The organism is Vibrio gazogenes (genome assembly GCF_023920225.1).
GTDB classification, from domain to species: domain Bacteria; phylum Pseudomonadota; class Gammaproteobacteria; order Enterobacterales; family Vibrionaceae; genus Vibrio; species Vibrio gazogenes.
This window is the reverse complement of the sequence record NZ_CP092587.1, coordinates 1,630,582-1,654,933: the sequence shown is the minus strand read 5'-3', so window position 1 is coordinate 1,654,933 and position 24,352 is coordinate 1,630,582. Positions and strand designations below refer to the sequence as shown.

Below are 24,352 nucleotides of genomic sequence, written 5' to 3'. Positions count from 1 at the left end.
CTTTTTACCGTCATCAGATTATTAGCGACCCAGAATCAATTGATTGGATGAATAGATAGTAAATATTGCTGGTTTCAGAGACTGAAACTTTCGGGGGCATTGCATTTCTGTATAATACGACGAGCAAAACGGTACATCGCGATTGCGACAGTGTAGATATCAACAACGGATCTGAAAATGACAACACAGAATGTGGACCCGAAAGAAATTCAAAAGTTTGAAGACATAGCTTCCCGATGGTGGGATCTGGAAGGAGAGTTTAAACCACTACATCAAATCAACCCACTTCGCCTAGATTATGTCTTGCAACAAGCCAATGGACTGTTCGGTAAACAAGTACTGGATGTCGGATGCGGTGGTGGCATCCTCACCGAGAGTATCGCGCGCGAAGGTGCGACGGTCACAGGACTCGACATGGGAAAAGAGCCGCTGGAAGTTGCACGACTCCATGCATTGGAAAGTCATTTACAAATTGATTATGTCCAGACAACCATTGAAGAACACGCCCAACGTCATCCAGCCGCTTATGATGTGGTCACATGTATGGAAATGATCGAGCATGTCCCGGAACCTCAATCCATTATTCAGTCATGTGCCCGACTGGTTAAGCCTGGCGGACATGTATTCTTTTCAACACTGAACCGTAATTTGAAATCCTATCTATTTGCAATTGTCGGTGCAGAAAAATTACTGAAGATTGTACCGGAAGGCACACATGACCATGAGAGATTTATTCGTCCTTCAGAGTTATTGCGGATGATTGATCAGACCCCGCTGCAAGAGCGAGGGATCACGGGGCTACACTACAATCCCTTCACCCACACATATCGTCTCGGGCATCGAGTCGATGTCAATTATATTGTGCATACAACACTGCCCGAATAGAGTTTAGGCCTTATATAAATTCAGTGCATCGGCTTGCTGGTGCACAAATTTCATACATATTGACGAAATTAACACCAGGCATTTGATCTGATCATTTGCCTCTAAAGATCAAGCGGTTTTTTTTTCATTTTAGTAGAACTTCACTCAAATAAATATCACCTGTTTTTGCCAATCTCTTGTAAACACAGGTTCTCAGTAAGCAGCTACTAACAAAAAAATTTCATGCGCTGGTTATCCACAAGATGTCCCCTGATGACAAACTTGAAATAAACCCACAATAGCACTATCTTGTAATCCTTAAGGCATGAAGACCCTATATATTGTGTTTGACGCATAATGTTATTTGTATCAGATAAGCAAGACCCTAAACCTCAAATAATTCATAATCGGTCTTATCAGTTTTGTTAGGAAAATAAAGCAGAATGAACCAACAACTCACAGTTACGAAGCGCGATGGACGTAAAGAGCAAATCGATCTAGATAAGATCCATCGGGTTATCGCATGGGCAGCAGAAGAGCTGCAAAATGTATCGGTTTCACAAGTTGAACTCCGAGCCCATATCCAATTCTATGATGGCATCACCACTTCCGACATTCACGAAACACTGATTAAATCCGCAGCCGATCTAATTTCCGAAGATTCGCCAGATTATCAATATCTTGCCGCCAGGCTTGCTGTATTCCATCTGAGGAAAAAAGCATATGGTCAATATGAGCCGCCGACATTATTCGATCACGTAACAAAACTGGTTGAGATGGGCAAATACGACCGTCATCTCATCGAAGATTATACGCAGGAAGAGTGGATCGAACTGGGCAACTATATCGATCATCGCCGCGATCTGAACTTCTCTTATGCTGCCGTCAAGCAGTTGGAAGGTAAGTATTTCGTTCAAAACCGTGTGACCGGACAAATCTATGAAAGTGCTCAATTCTTGTACATTCTGGTCGCAGCCTGCCTGTTTGCCAAATATCCTCAGGAAACACGGCTGAGCTATGTCAAACGTTTCTACGACGCGACGTCAAAATTTCAGATCTCGTTACCAACGCCGATTATGTCCGGTGTCCGTACCCCGACACGTCAATTCAGCTCCTGTGTCTTGATTGAGTGTGGTGACAGCCTCGACTCAATCAATGCAACATCGAGTTCTATCGTTCGTTACGTGTCGCAACGTGCCGGCATTGGTATCAATGCTGGTCGCATTCGTGCGCTGGGTTCTGAAATCCGTGGCGGAGAAGCATTTCACACCGGTTGTATCCCTTTCTATAAATATTTCCAAACCGCTGTAAAATGTTGCTCTCAAGGCGGCGTTCGGGGGGGGGCTGCTACAGTCTTTTATCCTCTGTGGCATCGCGAAGCACAGTCACTGCTGGTCCTTAAAAATAACCGTGGTGTTGAAGAAAACCGAGTCCGCCATATGGACTACGGCGTTCAGCTCAACAAGTTAATGTATACACGTCTGGTCCAGGGCGGCAATCTTTCTTTGTTCTCCCCTTCTGATGTACCGGGGCTCTACGACGCTTTCTTCCAAGATCAGGCTGAGTTTGAGCGTTTGTATACTCAGTATGAAAATGACGCCTCGATCAAGCGAGAAACCGTGAAAGCGGTTGAACTCTTTACCCTGCTGATGCAAGAACGAGCTTCCACTGGACGGATCTATATCCAAAACGTTGATCACTGCAATACACATAGTCCATTTGATGCCAGCGTTGCTCCGGTTCGCCAATCGAATCTGTGCCTTGAAATTGCGTTACCAACCAAACCATTGAACAATGTTGAAGATGAAGAAGGCGAAATTGCACTGTGTACGCTGTCTGCCTTCAACCTTGGTGCGATTCAGTCTTTAGATGACTTTGAAGGTCTCTCTGATCTTGTTGTCCGCGCACTGGATGCCCTGCTTGACTATCAAGATTACCCACTCCCCGCAGCGCGTAAAGCAACTATGAATCGCCGGACGCTGGGTGTTGGTGTCATCAACTATGCCTATTATCTGGCAAAACATGGCGTCAAATATTCTGATGGTAGTGCCAATGACCTCACTCACCGAACTTTTGAAGCCATGCAATATCATTTGCTCAAAGCATCGATGAATTTGGCAAAAGAGCAAGGTCGCTGCCCTGCTTTCAATGAAACCAACTATGCGAAAGGCCTCATGCCGATTGATACCTATAAAAAGGACATCGATCAACTTTGTGCTGAACCACTGCATTATGATTGGGATCAGCTTCGTGACGATATCATGGAATATGGTTTGAGAAACTCAACGTTGACAGCACTGATGCCTTCAGAAACATCGTCTCAAATTTCAAATGCGACCAATGGGATTGAACCACCACGCGGTTATATCTCAGTAAAAGCGTCCAAAGACGGTATTTTGAAACAGGTCGTTCCTGAGTTTACTGAGTTGAAATCTAACTACGAGCTCTTGTGGGATATCGGTTCAAATGAAGGTTATCTACATCTTGTAAGTATCATGCAAAAATTTATCGACCAATCGATTTCTGCAAATACAAACTATGATCCGACGCGTTACGAGAGTGGCAGAGTGCCAATGAAGCAACTGCTTCAGGATCTACTGACTGCTTATAAATTTGGTGTGAAAACCCTGTATTATCACAATACAAGAGATGGCGCGAAAGACGATCAGAAGGATGTCACTTCATCAGTTGTCGAAGACGATGATTGTGCCGGTGGCGCTTGTAAGATTTAACGTATACCGTATCGAATTTTTCTCTGTCAACATATACCAGTTTTACACCCTCTCTCAATGAGAGGGTGAAACAGATTGAGGCAACTATGGCTTACAGCACTTTTACACAAAAAAAGAACAACCAGCTCAAAGAACCGATGTTTCTTGGTCAACCAGTGAACGTGGCACGTTATGACCAACAAAAATATGAGATCTTCGAAAAATTAATCGAGAAACAGCTTTCTTTCTTCTGGCGTCCCGAAGAAGTCGATGTCTCGACAGATCGAATCAACTACAATAATCTGCCCGAGCATGAAAAGCATATTTTCATCTCTAATCTGAAATACCAGACGCTGCTCGATTCTATTCAGGGGCGTAGTCCAAACGTGGCACTGCTTCCTTTAGTGTCACTGCCTGAATTGGAAACATGGATTGAGACCTGGTCTTTCTCTGAAACCATTCACTCTCGGTCATACACACATATTATTCGTAATATCGTCAATGATCCCGCTACCGTTTTCGATGATATTGTTGAAAATGAACACATTATTAAACGAGCCGGTGATATTGCCCATTATTATGATGAACTGATCAAACTGACTAACGACTATCACCGTTATGGTGAAGGCAAGCATGAGATCAATCATCAGACTGTCGTTGTCAGCCTTCATGAGTTAAAGAAAAAACTCTATTTGTGCCTAATGTCAGTCAACGCACTTGAAGCCATTCGTTTTTACGTCAGCTTTGCCTGCTCTTTTGCCTTTGCTGAGCGAGAGCTCATGGAAGGAAATGCCAAAATTATCAAACTGATTGCTCGTGATGAAGCACTGCATCTGACCGGCACACAGCATATGCTGAATCTCCTGCGCAATGGTCAGGATGACTTTTCGTTCATTCAGATCGCAGAAGAGTGTAGACAAGAATGTTTCGACCTATTTAAGACCGCAGCCGAGCAAGAGAAAGAGTGGGCAGAATATCTGTTCAAAGATGGCTCAATGATTGGTTTGAACAAAGATATCCTCTGTCAATATGTCGAGTATATAACCAATATCCGGATGCAGGCTGTCGGGCTGGACGTGGCTTATCCGGAAGCAGTCAACAACCCGATTCCTTGGATCAATGCTTGGTTATCCTCAGACAATGTTCAGGTTGCCCCTCAGGAAGCAGAGATCAGCTCGTATCTGGTCGGCCAAATTGATAATCAAGTGAACCTTGATGACTTTGAAGGCTTTGAGCTGTAATTATGCCAACCATCAAAATCAATCAGACGCTCACAATCGAATCCAATGGCTCCGAGACATTACTTGAAGCCATGGAAAACGCTGGGCTGAATGTTGAATATAATTGCAGAGACGGGCACTGTGGTGCCTGTCGATGTAAGTTATCTGCAGGGGAAGTTGAGTATGTGGGGTTTGCGCTCGCGTATACCCAGTCTGATGAGGTCTTACCTTGTATTTGCCGGGCAGGTAGTCAACCGATAGAACTTCAAGATGTTCATTACGAGCATGAAGTGAAACGAGCCTAGCCGATTACCATCAAGTCAACAATTCATCTGATGTTTATCACACGGCTATGGCTGATTTCTAGTCGCTATAGTCGGGCCTCAGTTTTTCCGGTTTCGGCGAGCCGTTGTGCTTTTCCCAATAACTGATCAGCGGTTAACATTGAAATTGCTTTATCAGCAATCTTACGTCCATCATCTCCAAATAGTGAAATATGATAGCCCAAGTCACTCATCAAGTCGTTTTCCGTCGGTGTATCTAACCAAAGCGAAACCAGTCTATCACTCATATCCTGATATGCCTCTCCCAAAACAACTTGTTGACTTGCAACTTTGTACCAAACAAGAATCTTTGAATGACTCTGCATGCCAGCCTCCTGCCGTATCCGTTTTACGAGATTTCAGTTTAGCGTGGATAAGACACACTTGGGTATAGCCATTTTTGAGGAAATGAGGAAACACTTAAGAAATCATCGGATTAAACATTAGACAATTTACGCATAAAGAATAATCAGATTTTCTTTGAAATTATAAGGTGGTAATTCAAAGTATTACCCCCCTATCAAATGTGATGACTCACATAATATGAGGGGGAAATACACCGGAGAAAAACGACATACCTGAATCTAATAAATTGATTTATAAGGATGTTGCCGGAATATACATGCCATTGAAATGGGAAGGCCATTCCTGCCGACATTTTCCTTGAATGACACCGATTGAAGACACTCTGAATCCTGCATCTTGAGGTTACTTGGGTATATAAATCTGTTTCTCTGACAGGGTCGATGAGTACTTGCCAAAGACTGGTTTTGAGGATAAGTAACGCAACAACATGTCTGCAGCAATCGTACCGATCAGAATTTTTCGCTCATCAGCGCGATAATCCCGTTTGAATTTCAACTGCTGTGCCCACTCCCCTTCAGAAGCCGATAACGCCAGTGTGAAACCATCTTTGCGAAACTCCCCCGTCACGAGAGCGAGTTCCGTCTCACTTTTCTCTTTAGTCGCACTGGCGAGTGCCAATACGGCAGAAACCGGATCCTGAGCAGACATCTTCTCAGAGACTTTCGGACTCAACACCCAACTACTCCCACATTGCTCAAAGATCGTATCATCACTAAACAACCAATCCACCAGCCAGCCTCGTGTTGACTGTTCAGCAACCGCCAGTGTTTTTCCGCTGTCGTACATCACTTGTGAAAGCTGAGCAAGCATCGGCTGATCAATGCTGACGGTCCATTCGGACACATGGGTAAAAATTTCTTCCATTAGACGATACATTTCATTGTCCTGCCCTGCAGGCCCGAACAATTTAACTTCAATAAAAGGAAGGTAAGCACGAAAACCCAGTAGATATTCGTCGGGCAGTTCAACCTGATGGAGTAAATCTTCTAAAACAGACTCGGACGACCCCAATGTGTATAAACGATGACAAACCAAATCGGAGGAATCCGGAAATTGTCGCTTTAAATCCGGCAGCACTTGCTCACTGATCATTTTTTGAAACTCAGATGGGACTCCGGGGGTGAAATAACAAAGACAATCATGAATTTCCACTCTAAACCCACAAGCGGTTCCTATGGGGTTATCCAAGATTGTTGCATGTTCCGGTAACATTGCTTGCTTGATATTACTGTCAGACATGACCAAATTACGCTGAACGAAACGAGCTTTCATCGTTTCAAGCCAGTCAGGAAATAACACCAACTGCTGCTCAGCCGCTTCTGCTGCAACTTCGGCAGACAGATCGTCGCTGGTTGGTCCCAAACCACCATTAACAATCAAAATGTCTGAATTTAAAGCCAGCATCAAAATTTCATCACGCAACATCTGACGGTTATCGCCAGCGGTTGAACGCTTTGTCAGTGGATAGCCTTGTTCAAAAAAAAGGCTGGACAACCATGTTGCATTCGTATCCTGAATATCACCATGGAGTACTTCTTCACCAGTACTAAGCATTGCAACTTTTAGCATAACTAAAACCTTTTATTCAGTCTAAATCCCCTAGGTACGAAAGAGGTGCTTCCCTTATTCCCTAGCCCAGAAACTAACTTTGTTACATCATACAATACACGATAGAAAAAGACTTGTTATTCTCCGCCCCATTTACTTTGATTTCAACCTGATAGCCGTTCGACCGCTCATTCTGTCTCCCTCGGACAAAAGATCCGATCTAATTAACAAAATTGTAAAACATTCAGCTAATCATGCCGCCTCAGCCTAAGATAATAGTATCAGCCAGTAAACTTGGTAAGGAGAAACCGGATGAATCACCTATTTATTGTCAGCTTCATCGGTGATGCTGCACCAGCGGATATCCATCATCTCGCTGCAATTACCCATGAAAATGGAGGACAATGGATAACGAGTAAGATCAACTATTTAGAAAACCGCGTCGCAGCATTGATCAAAATATCCGCTCCCGAAGAGACTGCAATGTATATCAAAGACGCTTTTCTGTCACAACCAAACTTATCAACGATGATTACCGATTGCGAGCCGCACGATACCGAACAAAAAAAAGAATATAATTTGCGAATAGACGCGAATGATAGAGCCGGTATTGTGAATGATATTACTCACCTGCTCGATAGTCAGAGAATCAGAGTGTTAGACATGAATTGTCAGCGTATATTTATTTCTGACAGTTGTGGTGTCAACTCAAGTTTATTTACGGCACATATCTCCCTTCGTTTACCCGAGACATTATTAATCGATGATATTATCAGTGAGCTGGAATCTCTCAGTGAAGATACGAAAGTTCTGATTGATAGTTCATCAATATATTAATTTTAGGCAACAACATAAAATTTGAAGTAACACCATAAATATATGAAAACACTTATTATTGTATTCTAAAAATGACAACTGAGTCGCAAAAAATAACATTGTCAATTACATATTTCTATGATCTAATCAGCAAAACAACTGCTTATTATTGCGGACATAGTTGTATGGACCATTATAAAATATAATAGTGGACGAAATTGTTGAAATAATAATACACAAGTATCTTTTAGATGCTTCGAGGTAAACGTCATGTCAATGCTAAGAAATATGAAAGTCAGCCGAAAACTAGCCTGTCTAGTGTTCGTTGCTATTGTCGGTTTTGTTATATTACTCGTAATTGCCAATCAAACATTAGAGAGGAACTTACTCAATGAGAAAAAACAACGTCTTTCTGCTGTCATTGAATCAGCCATTTCTCAAATCGCTTATCTTGATCGAACCCTTCCTAAAGAAGAAGCACAAAAACAAGCAAAAATATTACTGAATACAATTCGCTTTGACGGGGGTAATTATTTATTCACGTTAAATAAATCACGGTATGTTATCGTCCATCCGATAAAACCAGAATTAGACGGTAAACAAATGGGACAAACCAATGACCCTGAAGATAAACGCTGGTTTGAATTTGTCGAGGCAGGTCAGAAGCAAGGCGGTGGTATGGTTCTTTACCGCTTCGCAGATGTAAATGGCGAGTTAACCGATAAGCTTTCCTATCTCAATAGTTATAAGCCTTGGGGTTGGATTATCGGCTCAGGAATGCTCGTCACTGATATTGATCATGAAATGAATTCATTATTACTCAAAATGGGATTATCAACACTCCTTATTGTTGCAGGTATGATTTTACTCGGCATCGTGATTTCCCGGGCAATTATAGTTCCGTTAGAAACGATTAAAAATACGATGTATCATATTGTTAATGGCGATATGACGGTTGAGATCCCTATTAACGGCAAGGATGAAATAGGTATTCTTGCCCAACGTATAAATGAGACTATCAGCTCCATTCGGACCGCTTTATATGAATCAGTCAAATCAGCCAAACAACTGTCTGAAGCGGCTAATCGAATTGCCTCGTCCGCTGAAGATACCAGTCAAGCCGTTAGTTCTCAGAAAGATCAGCTCACTCAAATCGCAACAGCAATGAATGAAATGAGTGCAACCGTCGCAGATGTTGCCAACCACGCAGAATCAACCGCCAAGGACACAGCAGAGGCAAGTCAAGAGGCCGGACTGGGCGATCAGGATGTATCATCGAGTGTTGAGAGTATCAAGGCCCTGTCTCAAGAACTGGAGGTCGCTTCTGATCGGGTCAATAAACTCAAAGAAGGCGTCATGGAAATCAGTGAAGTGACTTCTGTGATTAGCGGTATTTCCGAGCAAACCAACTTACTGGCGCTGAATGCCGCGATAGAAGCAGCCCGTGCTGGAGAACAAGGACGTGGATTCGCGGTCGTAGCTGATGAAGTCCGTAATCTGGCCAGTCGTACCAATCAGTCTACAGAAGAAATTCAGAGTACCATTAATCGGCTACAACAGTTGGCAGTCGGTACCGCTGATGCCATGCAGAAGAGTCAAGAGCTGGCTTACAATAGTGTTCAGCGTGCGGAAGGTTCCGGTGGCGACTTAAAATTGATTGTCACTCATATTCAGCACATCAGTGATAAGTCAGCACAAATTGCGACGGCTGCAGAAGAACAAAGCGCTGTTGCAGAAGAGATGAACCGCAATATTTCTGGTATTAATGATTCGGCTCAGGAAATGTCGGAATCAGCAACAACGCTTGCCAAAGAAAGTGAACGGTTAGCCAGCATGTCTCAACAATTAGATGACAAACTGATGATATTTAAACTGTAGTCTCTTGCGAGAGGCCATTAAACAAGCAATAAAGCAAAAATCCCCCAATGATTGATATGCAATCGTTGGGGGATTTTTTATGTCATCGAATATTTTATTCTTCTGATCTATTTATTGCACAGACCACTGAGATAGTGAACGTTTAAAATCAGCGTAATCAAACTCATTGAGTTTTTGGACTTCCCCATTGAGACGTTCGCAATAGACTGAAGGCATCCGCAACCCATTAAACCAGTTGAGTTTCACCATGGTATACCCGGCACTATCCATTAAATGGAGTTTTTGACCAATCTCAAGCGGTTGGTCGAATTTTGCGATACAAAATTGGTCGCCAGCCAAACATGAACAAGACCCGATCACATATTCATGTTCGCCATTCTGAGTGCTCTCGTACACTGAAGCGGGCTCATTGTAGATCAAAGTATCCAAGCGATGCGCTTCTGTTGCAGAGTCAACAATCGCTGTTTTGATTTCATTCTCAACAATATCCACCACGGACACCACCAGATCGGTTGTACGCGTAATGATGGCTTCTCCCGGCTCAAGATATAACTGGACATGATGCTTCTCAGCAAATGCTTTTAAAGCCATTCCGAGTTTTTCAACATCATAGCCCGGCCAGGTAAAAAATACGCCGCCACCAAGGCTAACCCAATCGAGTTGATCCAGATAAGCACCAAACTGTGTTGAAATCGCATCTAAAAGACGGATGAATGCATCAACATCTTTATTCTCACAGTTCATGTGGAACATCACACCATCGATAGATTCAAACACGCTCGGATCAAGATGATCGGCCTGAACGCCTAACCGAGAGAACTGGCGAGCCGGATTCGCTAAATCTTGACCTGCATAACTCACGCCGGGATTCAAACGTAGCCCTAACGATGCTTTTCCTTCAACCAGATGACGATACGCTGCTAATTGAGACTGTGAATTAAAAATCATTTTATCGCAGATACCTGCGACTGCTTTGACATCATCTTCACTATAACCAACGCTATAAGCATGCGTCTCACCACCAAATGTCTCATGACCCAGCTTGACTTCGTAAGGTCCTGAGCTTGTCGTACCATCCAGATACGGTTTGATAATATCAAACACACCCCATGTGGAAAAACACTTGAGAGCAAGCACTAATTTCACACCGGAAATATCTTTAAGTTGTTTGGCAATTTCAAGATTGTGAATCAATTTAGATTCATCAATCATAAAATAAGGTGTTTTCAATTCACTTTTTTGCATGACTCATTTACCGATTGATCATGTTTCCCCTGTACGGATGTGAACGTTCATCTCTCATCATGGCTTCGTCGCATCAATAACACCACGCAGCATTCATTGAGAACCACATCCAGTACGGGATAGGTTAAAAAACAGCCATAACATCACATGCTACGGCTGCTTCATATGTGTCATTATCGTCAGCTCGACGAACGACATATCAATTATTTCAGAATTTGGATATCCGGCTGGCCAACATCAAGTTCCTGCATATCCCAATCCAAACCAATACTTGGCATGGTCTCGAGGAATGGATCCGGATCCAACTGTTCCATATTGAAAACACCGGGCTCAGCCCACTGCTTACGGAAGAACTGAATTGCTGCTGTAATGGCAGGCACACCTGTCGTATAAGAAATCGCCTGATGCTCAACATCATGATAAGCGACTTCATGATCCGCGATGTTATATAAGAAAACACTGCGCGCTTTTCCGTCTTTTTGCCCTTGAACCCAAGTCCCGATACAGGTTTTCCCGGTATACCCCGGAGCCAAAGAAGTCGGATCCGGTAATAATGCTTTGAGGACATGCAGAGGCTGAACTTCGCGGCCATCAGGTAAGGTCACCGGATCAGGGCTTAATAGACCGATATCACGCATCACATTAAAGTAATTCAGATAACGATCACCAAATCCCATCCAAAATTCGATACGTTTTGCCGGAATGAATTCTTTCATGGAACGTACTTCATCGTGAGCCATTGAGTAAACTTTATGTTTACCGACCACCGGAAAATCGAATTCATGCATCCGAGTATGGCAACCGACCTGCTTCCACTCGTTGTCATCCCAGAAAAATGAATCGCCCTGAATTTCTAACATATTGGTTTCAGGATCAAAATTCGTCGCAAATTTCTTGCCGTGATCGCCTGCATTAACATCCATGACGTCAATACTATCAATGTCATCGAAAAGATGTTTCACAGCATAGGCTGCAAATATACTGACCACGCCAGGATCAAAACCAGCACCGAGAATACCGGTGATACCGGCTTCTTTGAACTTGTCACGGTATCCCCATTGCCAATCGTAGGCTTCTGGCACCTGCTGACCTTCAGAGCAGAGATCAACAGCAACCGACGTATCCAAATAGGACACTTTCGCCCGATAACAGGCTTCCATGATATGGATATTGACCCATGGAGGGCCAACATTGATCACTAAATCAGGCTGAACCTCATGAATCAACGCAACTAACGCGTCAATGTCGTCTGCGTTCACTTCACGAGCTTCTAACTTCTTTTGCGCGTTTTTCAGGTTTCCTTTACGACGTACCGACTCAATAATCTTTTCGCACTTTGCGATTGTCCGAGATGCAATCGTAATATCACCTAGAATATCGTTGTTCTGAGCTGCCTTATGCGCAACAACCCAACCAACACCTCCTGCTCCAATTTGTAAAATTGACATTGTCCTATTACCTTAATTATCCGACTAATTCATGAGTTAACTGTGTGATCTTCTCCATTAACGATTCGAAATCGTTGATGTCTAAACACGGGTTCAAAATGGTCAGTTTCAAAGCGGTTTGACCGTCCACTACCGTTTCACCAAGTACAGCGACACCACGAGTTAACGCTTCAAGACGCACCTGCTGATTCAATGCATCGAGATCAGTGGCCGCAGGATGCACCGCACGGAATAAAACCGTAGATAATGATGGCTGAGATAGCAATTCACATCCCGGAGCATCATCAATCAACTGCGCGACCTGCTGTGTCTGCTGGATTAAATGGTCGTACATTTCTCCCAGCGCAACCGGTCCGACACTTTGCATGGTCATGTAGACTTTTAACGCATCGAAACGTCGGGTCGTTGACAGTGATTTATCAACCAAATTCGGCAATGTGTCGTGTTCTCTGTTCAGATAGTCAGCATGATGCAACAGATATTTCAAATCTGCTTTGTTATTGACCAAAAATGCACCACAACTAATTGTTTGATAAAACAATTTATGAAAATCAACCGTAATCGAACGGGCACGTTCAATACCATTTAAACGATCGGCATGACGACTCAGGATCAACGCACCGCCATAGGCACTATCAACATGCATCCATAAGTTATGTTGCTCAGCGACATCCGCAATCATGCTTAAATCGTCAATGGCACCGTGATCAGTCGTTCCGGCTGTCCCAACCACTGCAAACGGAATCAAACCTTCAGCCTTCGCTTGCTCAATCACACCCGCAAGTTTAGAGGCATCCATTGTCCCATTTGGCAGAGAATCAACCGTCAATACCGCTTTCTCACCCAATCCCATCCAAGAGGCTGCCTTTTGCACAGTAAAATGCGCATTATCAGAACAGATAATCCGTAATTTGTCGGCATAATCAGGCAAACCCAGTTTCTGAATCGAGTGTCCGCTTAGCTTGTCAGCAATCCAATCACGTGCCAGTTGCAAGCCCATTTGATTACTTTGCGTACCACCACTGGTAAAGACACCGTCAGATGAATCGCCTAACCGGAACTTGGTACACAACCAATCAATCACACATTGTTCAACATAGGTTGCCGCAGATGACTGATCCCAAGAGTCCATTGACTGATTCAATGCGCCGATCATCGATTCTGCCGCAACAGAAGCTAACAGCGGTGGTGTATGCAAATGTGCAATACAGTTCGGATGCTGAACAATGATTGAGTTAGCACCGACTCGTTTTGCCGTATCAGAAATCACATCGGTCAGCAGTGCATTTTTATGGTCTAAATCGACGGCATAAATCGCTTGCTCCAATTGAGCAGGATCCACACCGGAATAAGGTGCCTGAACCGCTTCAAAAATCGATTTCATTGCCGCCGTGGTATGATTCATAACCTTGGCAAATTGCTCACTTCCCTGAGCACCGGTCTGAATAAAATGTTTCTTCCATTCAGCCTGATGAGACGCCTCAGGTAACTTCTCACCGCCACCGGCAACTAAGATCGCTTCTTCTAATACACGCAGTGCAAAATCAATTTGTTCGAAAGTAATAATAATCGGTGGCAAGAAACGAATCACAGCGCCTTCACGGCCGCCTTTTTCAACCATCAATCCTCTTTCTAAAGCCGCGCGTTGAATTCTGAGTGTCAGCTCACCATCGGCTTGTGGTTCACCGAATTTATTCAGGCCGCCTTGCGGATCCTTGATTTCGACGCCCAGCATCAATCCTTTACCGCGAACGTCTGCAATACAGTTCACACGGCTTTGAATTTTCTCCAGCCCCATCCGTAGATATTGGCCAGCAATATTGGCATGCTCGACTAAGTTATCACGCTGAATGATTTCAAGCGCTTTCGCACCGGAGACCATTGCCAACTGGTTACCACGGAATGTCCCGGTATGCTCACCGGCACGCCATGTGTCGACTTCTTTTTTAAAGACGAGCAGCGACATTGGCAAGCCACCGCCAATCGCTTTGGACAGACAGAGAATATCAGGAATAATACCGGCTTCTTCAAATGCAAAGTTGTAGCCGGTTTTACCGACACCACACTGCACTTCATCAAAAATCAGTAGGATACCGTGCTCATCACAAATACGACGAAGTTCACGAAGCCAGAATGCAGGCGCAGGAACGACACCCCCTTCCCCTTGAACGGGTTCGACAATGATCCCCGCCGGTTTCATGATGCCAGCTTCATCATCACCCAATAGACGCTCAATGTAACGAATACCGGCGCGCGCGCCCTCTTCACCACCAAGACCGAATGGACAGCGGATGTGATAGGGAAACGGCATAAAATGGACATCAGACATCAAACCGGTCCGACGGGCTTTGGTATTCAAATTACCCATCATCCCCATCGTCCCGTTGGTCATACCATGGTACGCACCACGGAAGGCAAACATGGTATTACGGCCTGTCGTTTGTTTGGCGAGTTTAATCGCAGCTTCTACGGCATCGGCACCGGAAGGGCCACAGAACTGAATCGCACAGTTTGCGCCAAGCTCTTCAGGGAGGAATGCCCGAACTTGCTTAATGAAATGATCTTTCGCTGGTGTGGTCATATCCAGCGTTTGGTAAGGCAGTCCGGTATCTAACTGCTCTTTTAATGCCTGATTGATTTCTGGATGATTATATCCAAGCACCAAAGTTCCGGCACCGGCAAGACAGTCGAGAAAAACCTGACCGCGCGTATCTTCAACCAGCAGGCCATAGGCTTGTTTGATCGCAATAGGCAAACGCCGGGGATACGAACGAACTTCAGATTCGTACTTCTCTTGATCTAAAAGAACCTGATCCGGTGTTAAATCATAAACGCCTTTTACGTCAGGTACTTGTGATGAAAAAATAGGTGAAATATTTTGATTGACTTCAAAGGCAGTACTCATCTGCACCTCCTCAGGAAAAACGCCCATCTTTAAGAAATAAATATATCAATAATAAGAATGGGTAATAGCAACCGGCCTCTTACATCATCTGGACAATCGGATATATACGACAGACGTGTTTGGAGACACAATAAATAAAGTGGAAAATCAGCGATTGCTGGGTATCAAGGTTCAGTAATGCTACTGTCCTGCTGGACAGGGCATTGAGGAAGAACAAAGCTGATTAATGAAGATAATATATATGGTTTCAATGTTGGGTTTCCCATTTTGATGCCGCTCCCACGACTAGAGTATCCCGTCTATCAACAAAAGGACTTGCTGATACCTACCCTACGTAATGACACAATCAGCCTGAATGTTCACTACGCGTATCCCCCAGAAAGTGCTACTCACTCCGAGATTGTCGCGAAATCTAACATAAATCGGACACGACTTGCAATTATTTTCTCTGAACAACTCTCCAAAAAAATACGAGAGCAAAGCCCTCGTATTTCATTATTATTCTTAACTTAATGTCTATCCGAAACGGTGACTTTTTCTGTGTTTTTCGCTGGCAAAGTAAGCCGCAATAGAATATATCCGAGGATTGCAGCAACCGTTGACCCGAGTAAGATTCCCAACCTTGCGTAAGTATCTAGTGATTCTGCAACTTCACCGAACGCCAGTGAAGAGATAAAGATTGACATGGTAAAACCGATACCACACAGCACGGATACTGCAAATATCTGTTTGAGTTGTACCCCGTACGGCAGTTTGGCAACCCCCAATTTCAGTGCGCCATAACAGAAGCTAAACACCCCGAGCGGTTTACCAAGCAAGAGCCCTAACGCAACACCTACTGGAACAGGATTAGCCAATACCTCTTTGGAAATTGCATCCATCGGAATCCCTGCATTGGCAAACGCAAAAATAGGTAAAATAATGAAGGACACATATGGATGTAGCCAGTGCTCCAATTGCTTTAACGGAGATGAATGGGCATCTTTTCCTTGCAGCGGAATAGAGAAACCAAGCACAACACCAGCCAAAGTCGCATGGACACCTGATTTCAACACCGCAACCCAGAGAATTGCGCCAATGATCAGATAAGGTGTCAGATGGGTGACACGTTTATAGCTCATAAGAATCAGAATTGCCGTCATTGCCAAACCAACAGACAGTGCCAACGCTGAAAGATCACTATTATAAAACAGTGCAATAATTACAATGACGCCTAAATCATCAATAATTGCCAGTGCCAATAGAAACACTTTTAAACTGGCCGGCACCCGGTTCCCCAATAACGCCATAATTCCTAAAGCAAATGCAATATCCGTTGCGGCAGGAATCGCCCAACCTTGAATCGCCAACGCATCACCTTGGTTGAAAAATGCATAAATTAAAGCAGGTGCAAGCATTCCCCCAACGGCACCAATCGCAGGGAACATCGCCGTTTCTTTTTTCTTCAGTGCACCGATGAACAGTTCTCGTTTAACTTCCAATCCAATCAGTAGAAAAAATATCGCCATTAACCCATCGTTTATCCAGTGACGCAGTGATAAACCGACCAACTTTATATGTAAAACTTCCTCATATAGCCCTTGTAGTGACGAGTTAGCAACCCACATTGCTAAAATAGAGGCGAATATCAGCATCACCCCACTGCTTGATTCCATGCTGAAGAATTTCCGGATCATTTGCGTCATTCGAAGGCTCCTGATTCAAACTATTTTTGAAACATACATATAACGATTTTAACAATTAATTGGAATATATAAAAATCGATTCTAATGATAGTTTTCTTCGGAAAAACCGAATCAAAAAACCGAAAAGAAGATGACTACTTAAAGATTATAGAGAATCTCTGAAAGATTGAATCGGAGAACGCAAAGTTAATTTAACCACGGGGAGTGCCCCGGCAATAACCAGCGCTGCAATCGACCACAGTGCTGTGGATAAATAACCGGAATACGTGAAGTAGAGTTGTACAGACCAACCAAATGTCTGTCGAATGACCATGTCCATTACCAAGATTGACAAGCTAATACCGAGTGGGATGGCAATCAACAGAGAAATAATGCCGAAAGTCGACAGTTGTAAACTTCCGATCATAATCAGCTCCTTACCGGAGACACCAAGATAACGCATCAATGTCAGATGCTTTCTCCTCGCCAGCTCACCGGAGAAAGTAGCGAAGAAAATCCCGAACACAGCAATCAGTAAGGTGATTTTACTGAGTTTATCTGCAATGGAAAAAGTTCGGTCAAACGTACGCATGACGGCTTGATGAACGGTCCGGTGATTAAAAACCCGCTCACTATCCAGATAAAAAGTCTTCAGCAGTCGCTGCTTGAGACGCTTTTCAGCGTCAAAACTCGATGTTTTCGTCAAGACATTGAGAATAATATCCCCATGTGCTGCAAAGATTTGCTGCCAGGCAAACTCAGAAATAAGGACCTGATAGAAAGGATTGCCATAGTCATAATAGATCCCAGCGACATACCAGTCTTTTCCCATCGGAGGTGGTAGTGAGATTTGCTCGCCGGGTTGAATATTCAGTTTCAACGCCATCGACTCACTAATTAATACACTCTTGCTTCGGTGCAAATACTCCCAGAAATCCGGTACGGCAACTTTCATGGTCGTGGCTCCCAGCTCAATATTCGTTACACCGGTACTCACCACTTGGATAAGACCTTGTTCTGACGGAATATCACGTTCCCAACGTTTCCAGACAAAATCCACCTCATCTTGCTGCCGTAGCCAGCGGGTCATATCTGCCTGAGACGATGGTGAAGCATAGATATACAAATCAGCAGCCAATTTTTCATTGAGCCAATGTTCCATCGTGCCCCGAAAACTCCCGACTAAAGTTTCAATACCGATATTGGCAGTCAACGCAATTAAGAATGCCATGGTCGCAATACCGCGATATCCCATGCTTGCGGCTGCATCAGCAAAAAACCAGCGTCGTTTGACATCTTTGAGACGATAAGAAAGCCAGTCACACACTTTCCAAAATAGAAATGGGGTCATTAAGCCGACACTCATTAAAATCAATGCCGGTACCGCAAAGCCAACCCACGGCTGCTGTACAAACAGATAAAACAGCATTGCGGTGCCAAATAATAAAACGGCAGCGATGGCCTGACAGGCAAACTCGATGCCGGCAAAACGCACCAGAGAGACTTTTGCCGTTAAACGGATGGAAGGCGATTTCAATAGCCGAATCAATGGCCACAGGCATGCCGCCAAAGCACCGAGCGTTGCCATGACAAAACTATATAGACCCCAATGCCAATTCCAGTCGATGAAAAAGCTTTCCGGTTCACTCATCACGGTTGAATAGACGGATGGAATCAAACGATCTGCCAGCACTAGTCCCAAAAAGTTACCAGAAATCCAAGAGAGCAGAATCAATAGGCTGAGTTCGATCATCAATGCTTTCGTCAGTTCGAGACCCGAGACACCGGCCTGACGCATCATGCCCACCAGCGGTTGACGCTGAATAAAAGAAAGCGATATCGCCTGATAGAAAATAAAAAGTCCGACTAAAAAGGCCAGCCCACCGATGACATCTAAGTTCAACAAGAAGGCTTTGGTCAGCGAACCAATATCAGAACGGTACTGTCGATTGATCGACAACGTCGGTGGCAGCACCTGCTTTAATCGCTGTAACGTCTCATTCGGCATTTCCCGACAAGCAATCACCGATAGAAAATTGGTCCCCGTCAAAGCACGGACCAATGACAGGTTGGTCATCACGCGGCGCCCATAAACCCAATCATGTTGATCGACAATCACCGGGCCGATATGACCTCCGGACGACAATGTAATCCAGTCGCCATTTTTTAGCCGTTCATGCTTGGCAAACTGACGACTGATGATCACCGAATGTGGTGCAATCAATAACGGCAGGAGCGGTTGTTGCCAGAGCGACTGCTTTGAGGAGACAACATTCGCCATACTGACGGGGTCGATCCCAATCACAGTCATCGTTTCGCCGTGCTGCGTTTCAGCTTTAAACCGGCTGAAAGGGACACACTGATGAAAACCGGCCTGTTGTAGGTGTTGATAAACTTGATATGGAATCTGATTTTCTAGGGAACGGGGACGAATGTGATACGGCAGCGGATTCGCAAACAGCTTTTCACCATGCGCATAACTTTTACGGGCATGTTCTGTAATCGCTGTCACACCGATCAGAATAGAAACGCCTAATGTCAGCCCCAGCCAGACCAGTAAAATCTGTAATGGTGACCGACGATAGTGACCCAGCAGTGCTTTAACTACGGGACACAACATGCAACTGCCCTCCCTGTAGACGAACACTCCGCTCCATATGACTCGCTACTTTTTCACTGTGAGTGACAAGCAACAATGTATATTCAAGTCTACGGGATAAAGATGTCAGTAGCCGAAGTACCGCTTCTGCATTCTTTTCATCCAGACTTCCGGTGGGTTCATCAGCCAACAACAGTTTCGGTTCCATATATAGCGCTCTGGCAATCGCAGCACGTTGCTGTTGACCACCGGACACTTCTTCCGGATAGCGCCCGAGCAGAGGCATTAAATCAAGGGCGGACAGAATCTGACGCCACAAACCTTGATCTTCGGGTAGCCGGCGCAATTGACGACAAAAACGAATATTATCAGCAATATTCAGCGTCGGAAGTAAATTAAACTGTTGGAAAACGTGACCGATATGATGGCGTCGATAAGCCGCACGATGGTGTTCTGAAGCGTTATGCATCGGGAAATTAGGAAACCAAATGTCTCCGGAGTCCACTTTATCAATCCCTGCGATCAGGTTTAAAAGTGTACTCTTACCAGAGCCGCTCTCTCCCATCAATGCGACCTGTTCACCCGATGTCAGTTTCAGCTCTGCGCCTTGTAAAATAGGGTGAAATTCCTCCCCATCTAAATAGCCTTTACACAGGTCTGTCAGTTCTAACATCTTTGGATCCACCCTCACACATCTCGGTGTGTGAATCTACACTAAAAACCATAATGGAGAAAGTAGTTTGCGGTGTTAATCACACATCCGTGTCTATCAGATTTCTCATCCATTTCTTACTCCGTATGCGTGGAATCGAGCCAATCCACTTAACACATTCCTCCGTCAGGAACGCGAAATAGACCCACTCCGGGGGCGCATGAAACATAACCGCCACGATAGCTGTGACCGGAATACCAATCACCCATTGTGCACATATATCCTGATATAAACAGAATTTCACATCGCCACCGGCACGCAACACACCAACAATCGCAGACATCGGAAAAGAGCGTAACACAATACCAATACTCAGAATCGCGATAAACTTTTCAGCCAACTCACGCGTTTCCGGCGTTAAAGCAGAAAAGGCATTGAGCACAGGCGTTTGCAACAAATACAACAAAATAGCGATAACAATACTGGCAAAGACACACAGTATCGTCAATGCAATGGCCTGATCATAGGTTTTTTCATATTCTTTGGCACCCAGTTGATTGCCGACCAGCACCGCTGCGGCGCTGGAAATGCCGATCATAAAACTGAGCGAAATCGATTCAACCGGCGTCATCACCGACAGCGCAGCCAACCCTTGCACCCCACTCAAACCCATAATGGCATGATAAGCAAACAAGCCGCCAGACCAGATCAGGAAGTTAAATGTCGTCGGCAATGAGAGCTGTAAAAAGCGCTTCACCTTCGGCATATGCATTGTTGCCACCAAATCAGGCCAACGGAACGCCAATAAATGCTGTTTTCGATACAGATACCCATACAAGGTCACAATTTCGATCACACCACTGAGCACTGTCGCAATGGCAGCACCCGCAATCCCCATCGCGGGTAACCCGAAATGACCGAAAATCAAAACCCAGTTCAACACCACATTCGAGCCAATCCCGATCGCACTAAAAAAGGTGCTTACCGCGGGCTTATGCATCGCACGTAAGCCGACCGCCATACTGCTGACCAGCGCCACTGCATACATACTGACCGACGTGATCTGAAGATATTCACTCCCCAAACGAATCACATCGGGCGAATCTGTCGCCAGCGACATCACCGATTCGGAAAAGAACATAAACAGTAATACGGTGAGAGTGGCAAAAAACATCGACACTAAACAGGTCAATGCGGTGCTTTCCCGGACGCCCTGCCGATTCGCAGCCCCCCAATATTGAGCGGTGAGCAAAGCCCCGCCGGTTGTCACACCAACCAACATAATGGTCGAAACAAATGTCGCTCTGGCAGCGACGCCCACTGCGGCAATTTCCGCTTCACCGAGCTGCCCCAGCATGATGACATCGACCAGCCCCCGACTAGAGAACAAAATATTCTGCACCGCAATCGGGATAGCAATCGCAATCAACTGACGTACAAAACTGCCCCTGATCGAGGAAAAAATCATGATAATCTTAGACAAAAGCTTATGACTCCGGTGACAGGACGATAACTCTGAGCCAGTCATGACTCAGGAAAATATAGGTACTGAAAATATGGGTACTGAAAGACTGAAAAACCGAGTGAGTATAACACGGGCCAGTGATACCCTGAAAGGTATTCCGTATGCTAATTGCTATTCATATCAGTAGAATGAATCACCGTATCGGCCCCCACGACTTATGGATTATTTATGAAAAATGTACTCGTCCTCGGCGCATCCGGTTACATCGGTTCACAACTTGTCCCCCAACTGTTGGCACAAGGTTACACCGTCACAGCCGCAACGCGTCATGTTGAGTCATTAAAAGCACGTCTGGAGCCTCATCCTAACCTTGAGCTCACGTATCTTGACTTAGCCGATGCCGCTGCGACACAAGCATTGATTCCTCATTTTGAACTGGTCTACTTCCTTGTGCATGGCATGGCTTACGGCGGTGACTTTTTTGACTACGAGTTACAGTTGGCAGAAAATTTTCGACAGGCGGCAGAACATAGTCACATTCAGCACATTATTTATCTCAGTGCCATTCAGCCGGATTCCGGACACTCAGAACACCTCAAAGCCAGAAAAATGACCGGAGAATGTCTGCGCCAGCTTTCAATCCCGATTACCGAACTTCGGGCAGGCGTGGTGATTGGTCCGGGCTCCGCAGCTTTTGAAATTATGCGTGATTTTGTCTACAACTTACCGATCCTGATCACGCCCAAATGGGTTGATTCAAAAGCCAACCCTATCGCACTGGAAAATCTCAATTATTATTTACTGCGCTTTGCCGAATCCTCCCCGGCCGGACATCAGTTATTTGAGCTCGGCGGCCCCGAGGAACTCAGTTACCGCGAGCAATTCAAAACGATTTGTCAGATGGCCAACCAGCCTTTCCGTCTCTGGTCAACACGCTTACTGACACCCAAAATTGCTTCCTACTGGCTCGGGATGATTACCTCAGTGCCGAGTAGTATCGGCAAAGCGTTGCTGGCAGGCCTGACTCATGACTATGTGGCTGATAATCGTGCAATCACCCAGCTTTACCCACAAAAGTTACTCAACTACAGTGACGCAGTACAACAGACCATTGCCCACGAAGGACGGTTTGTCCGGAGCCAGGTCTGGGGATTCGACCCACACGCACTCAATCGCTGGCAACCCGGTTATGGCTATTATCCCAAACAGGCTGGCGCAACGTTTCAGACCACCGCGACAACCGAACAACTCTGGGCGGTGATTGAGCGGATTGGTCAACGACCCGAGGGGTATTTTTTCGCCAACAGCTTATGGCGCACACGGGAATGGTTAGACTTCTTTTTCGGCGGCGGCAAACCCGTCAGAAGAGCCCCGCAAGGCGACCATCTCAAGGTCGGTGATTATATCGATTCATGGAAAGTGATTCGCTGCGAGCCGGGCAAGTTTCTCTCCCTGCTATTTGGCATGAAAGCACCGGGACTGGGCCGGTTGGAATGCTCCATCACGGATGACGGCACCCACCGCACCTTAGACATCCGCGCGTGGTGGCATCCACAAGGATTTTATGGCCTGCTCTATTGGTTCATGATGATGCCGGCGCACTTATTTATTTTTAAAGGCATGGTAAAACGAATTTGCCGAAAGGCGGAGCAAAAAACCATACCGAGCGGCTCATAATCGATTGGTCCCCAATTCAAGTCTGCGATGGGACAAATTCCAGAAAGCTCGTAGAGAAATCTACGGGCCTTTGTCTTTTCCGGTCCATCACAACAGTCAGGACGAGGACCGGACCGACTGCGCCGTCGCGATAATTACAGAAACTACTCATGCAGAAAGTCAGGCAGGATAATGAACAGTCTCTTCAGCACTCCAGCTTGTGACAAATTATAATATATTTTCATGGGTGCAATTGTAATATATTCATTGTATTGCTGCTTCTACAATTGCCCTACAGTGTATTTCTGTTGTAGAAAATACTGGGAATGGTAATTGATCAGCTCCCTTCATCAATAAAGGAATTTCAGTACACCCAAAGATTATCCCCTCGGCTCCATTCGAATGCAGCCTATTGCAAATATCTATAAAGCAATTTTGAGTATCGACAGTAAATTCCCCTAAAACAAGTTCATCAATTATCCTATTATGGACTGTTTCTCTATCAATGTAATCTGGAATATAAACCTCAATATTTTTTTCATTTAGTTTTTGTGGGTAGAAGTCACCTTCCATTGTTTTCATAACACCAAGTAACCCAACATTTTTAATATTAGCTTTACTAACTGCTGAAGCAGTTGCCTCTGCTATATGAACTAGTGATACATTACACTTCTGTCTGATGGCTGGTTCAAATCTATGTACCCCATTTGCACACAATGCTATTACTTCCGCCCCGCCACTAAGCAAAATATCAACGGCATCGACAATCATTTTCTCACACGATTGTTGCGATAGGTCTGATTCTGCGGCCTCTAAAAACTTACTTTCGTCAAGGCTTTCGGTTAAAATATGAGCTGAATGATATCCTCCTAATGTTGCTCTCACTATTTGATTGATTAACCGATAATACTCAGCAGTTGATATCCAGCTAAGGCCTCCAACTAATCCAATCTTTTTCATCTTAACACCCTAAATTATTACTATTTATGCAC

At 44.7% G+C, this 24,352-nt stretch carries 17 protein-coding genes; 7 read left to right on the top strand and 10 right to left on the bottom strand.

Annotated elements, in window-relative coordinates:
• The first annotated feature begins 177 nt into the window (after positions 1-177).
• From ubiG to yfaE, 4 genes are all read left to right on the top strand, one after another.
• Complete coding sequence (gene ubiG, locus MKS89_RS07450) at positions 178-885, top strand: bifunctional 2-polyprenyl-6-hydroxyphenol methylase/3-demethylubiquinol 3-O-methyltransferase UbiG (RefSeq protein ID WP_072957420.1); 708 nt, start codon at positions 178-180, stop codon at positions 883-885.
• A 422-nt stretch (positions 886-1,307) separates the two neighbouring features.
• The gene (nrdA, locus tag MKS89_RS07445) at positions 1,308-3,596 is read left to right on the top strand and encodes a class 1a ribonucleoside-diphosphate reductase subunit alpha (RefSeq protein WP_072957418.1); all 2,289 of its coding nucleotides are present in this window, start codon (positions 1,308-1,310) and stop codon (positions 3,594-3,596) included.
• A gap of 86 nt (positions 3,597-3,682) precedes the next feature.
• On the top strand, positions 3,683-4,816 hold the full coding sequence (gene nrdB, locus MKS89_RS07440) for a class Ia ribonucleoside-diphosphate reductase subunit beta (protein ID WP_072957415.1): 1,134 nt from the start codon (positions 3,683-3,685) through the stop codon (positions 4,814-4,816).
• Positions 4,817-4,818: 2 nt separating this feature from the next.
• On the top strand, positions 4,819-5,100 hold the full coding sequence (gene yfaE, locus MKS89_RS07435; protein ID WP_072957413.1) for a class I ribonucleotide reductase maintenance protein YfaE: 282 nt from the start codon (positions 4,819-4,821) through the stop codon (positions 5,098-5,100).
• A gap of 65 nt (positions 5,101-5,165) precedes the next feature.
• Here yfaE and MKS89_RS07430 read toward each other — a convergent pair whose 3' ends face one another.
• Positions 5,166-5,444, bottom strand: a complete 279-nt coding sequence (locus MKS89_RS07430) for a 30S ribosomal protein S6 modification protein (RefSeq protein ID WP_072957410.1) — start codon at positions 5,442-5,444, stop codon at positions 5,166-5,168.
• A 382-nt stretch (positions 5,445-5,826) separates the two neighbouring features.
• A complete protein-coding gene (locus tag MKS89_RS07425; RefSeq protein WP_072957407.1) occupies positions 5,827-7,053 on the bottom strand; it encodes a CinA family nicotinamide mononucleotide deamidase-related protein in 1,227 nt (408 codons plus the stop codon).
• Positions 7,054-7,344: 291 nt separating this feature from the next.
• On the opposite strand from MKS89_RS07425, the gene MKS89_RS07420 reads away from it, so the two are divergent.
• Together MKS89_RS07420 and MKS89_RS07415 are read left to right on the top strand one after the other, a co-directional pair.
• Positions 7,345-7,869, top strand: a complete 525-nt coding sequence (locus MKS89_RS07420) for a glycine cleavage system transcriptional repressor (protein ID WP_072957405.1) — start codon at positions 7,345-7,347, stop codon at positions 7,867-7,869.
• A 249-nt stretch (positions 7,870-8,118) separates the two neighbouring features.
• Positions 8,119-9,726, top strand: coding sequence for a methyl-accepting chemotaxis protein (locus MKS89_RS07415; protein WP_072957402.1), 1,608 nt, complete (start codon positions 8,119-8,121; stop codon positions 9,724-9,726).
• 111 nt (positions 9,727-9,837) lie between these two features.
• Here MKS89_RS07415 and nspC read toward each other — a convergent pair whose 3' ends face one another.
• The 7 genes from nspC to MKS89_RS07380 form a co-directional block, all read right to left on the bottom strand.
• Positions 9,838-10,971, bottom strand: a complete 1,134-nt coding sequence (gene nspC / locus MKS89_RS07410) for a carboxynorspermidine decarboxylase (RefSeq protein WP_072957399.1) — start codon at positions 10,969-10,971, stop codon at positions 9,838-9,840.
• Between the two features lie 203 nt (positions 10,972-11,174).
• On the bottom strand, positions 11,175-12,419 hold the full coding sequence (locus MKS89_RS07405) for a carboxynorspermidine synthase (protein WP_072957397.1): 1,245 nt from the start codon (positions 12,417-12,419) through the stop codon (positions 11,175-11,177).
• 16 nt (positions 12,420-12,435) lie between these two features.
• Entirely contained in the window at positions 12,436-15,324 is a 2,889-nt protein-coding gene (locus MKS89_RS07400; RefSeq protein WP_072957394.1) for a pyridoxal phosphate-dependent class III aminotransferase, read from the bottom strand.
• A 509-nt stretch (positions 15,325-15,833) separates the two neighbouring features.
• Positions 15,834-17,009 carry a Na+/H+ antiporter NhaA gene (gene nhaA / locus MKS89_RS07395; RefSeq protein WP_072957388.1) on the bottom strand — a complete coding sequence of 392 codons (1,176 nt, stop codon included), beginning with the start codon at positions 17,007-17,009 and terminating at the stop codon, positions 15,834-15,836.
• 145 nt (positions 17,010-17,154) lie between these two features.
• Positions 17,155-19,608 carry an ABC transporter permease gene (locus tag MKS89_RS07390; RefSeq protein ID WP_072957385.1) on the bottom strand — a complete coding sequence of 818 codons (2,454 nt, stop codon included), beginning with the start codon at positions 19,606-19,608 and terminating at the stop codon, positions 17,155-17,157.
• Entirely contained in the window at positions 19,589-20,260 is a 672-nt protein-coding gene (locus MKS89_RS07385) for an ABC transporter ATP-binding protein (RefSeq protein WP_072957383.1), read from the bottom strand. Before MKS89_RS07385 ends, MKS89_RS07390 begins: the two co-directional genes overlap by 20 nt.
• A 79-nt stretch (positions 20,261-20,339) precedes the next feature.
• Positions 20,340-21,707, bottom strand: coding sequence for an MATE family efflux transporter (locus tag MKS89_RS07380; protein ID WP_072957380.1), 1,368 nt, complete (start codon positions 21,705-21,707; stop codon positions 20,340-20,342).
• A 225-nt stretch (positions 21,708-21,932) separates the two neighbouring features.
• Between MKS89_RS07380 and MKS89_RS07375 the strand changes: the two genes are divergently transcribed.
• The gene (locus MKS89_RS07375) at positions 21,933-23,381 is read left to right on the top strand and encodes a DUF2867 domain-containing protein (RefSeq protein WP_072957377.1); all 1,449 of its coding nucleotides are present in this window, start codon (positions 21,933-21,935) and stop codon (positions 23,379-23,381) included.
• A 243-nt stretch (positions 23,382-23,624) separates the two neighbouring features.
• Here MKS89_RS07375 and MKS89_RS07370 read toward each other — a convergent pair whose 3' ends face one another.
• Complete coding sequence (locus MKS89_RS07370) at positions 23,625-24,320, bottom strand: aspartate/glutamate racemase family protein (RefSeq protein WP_072957375.1); 696 nt, start codon at positions 24,318-24,320, stop codon at positions 23,625-23,627.
• Positions 24,321-24,352: the final 32 nt, after the last annotated feature.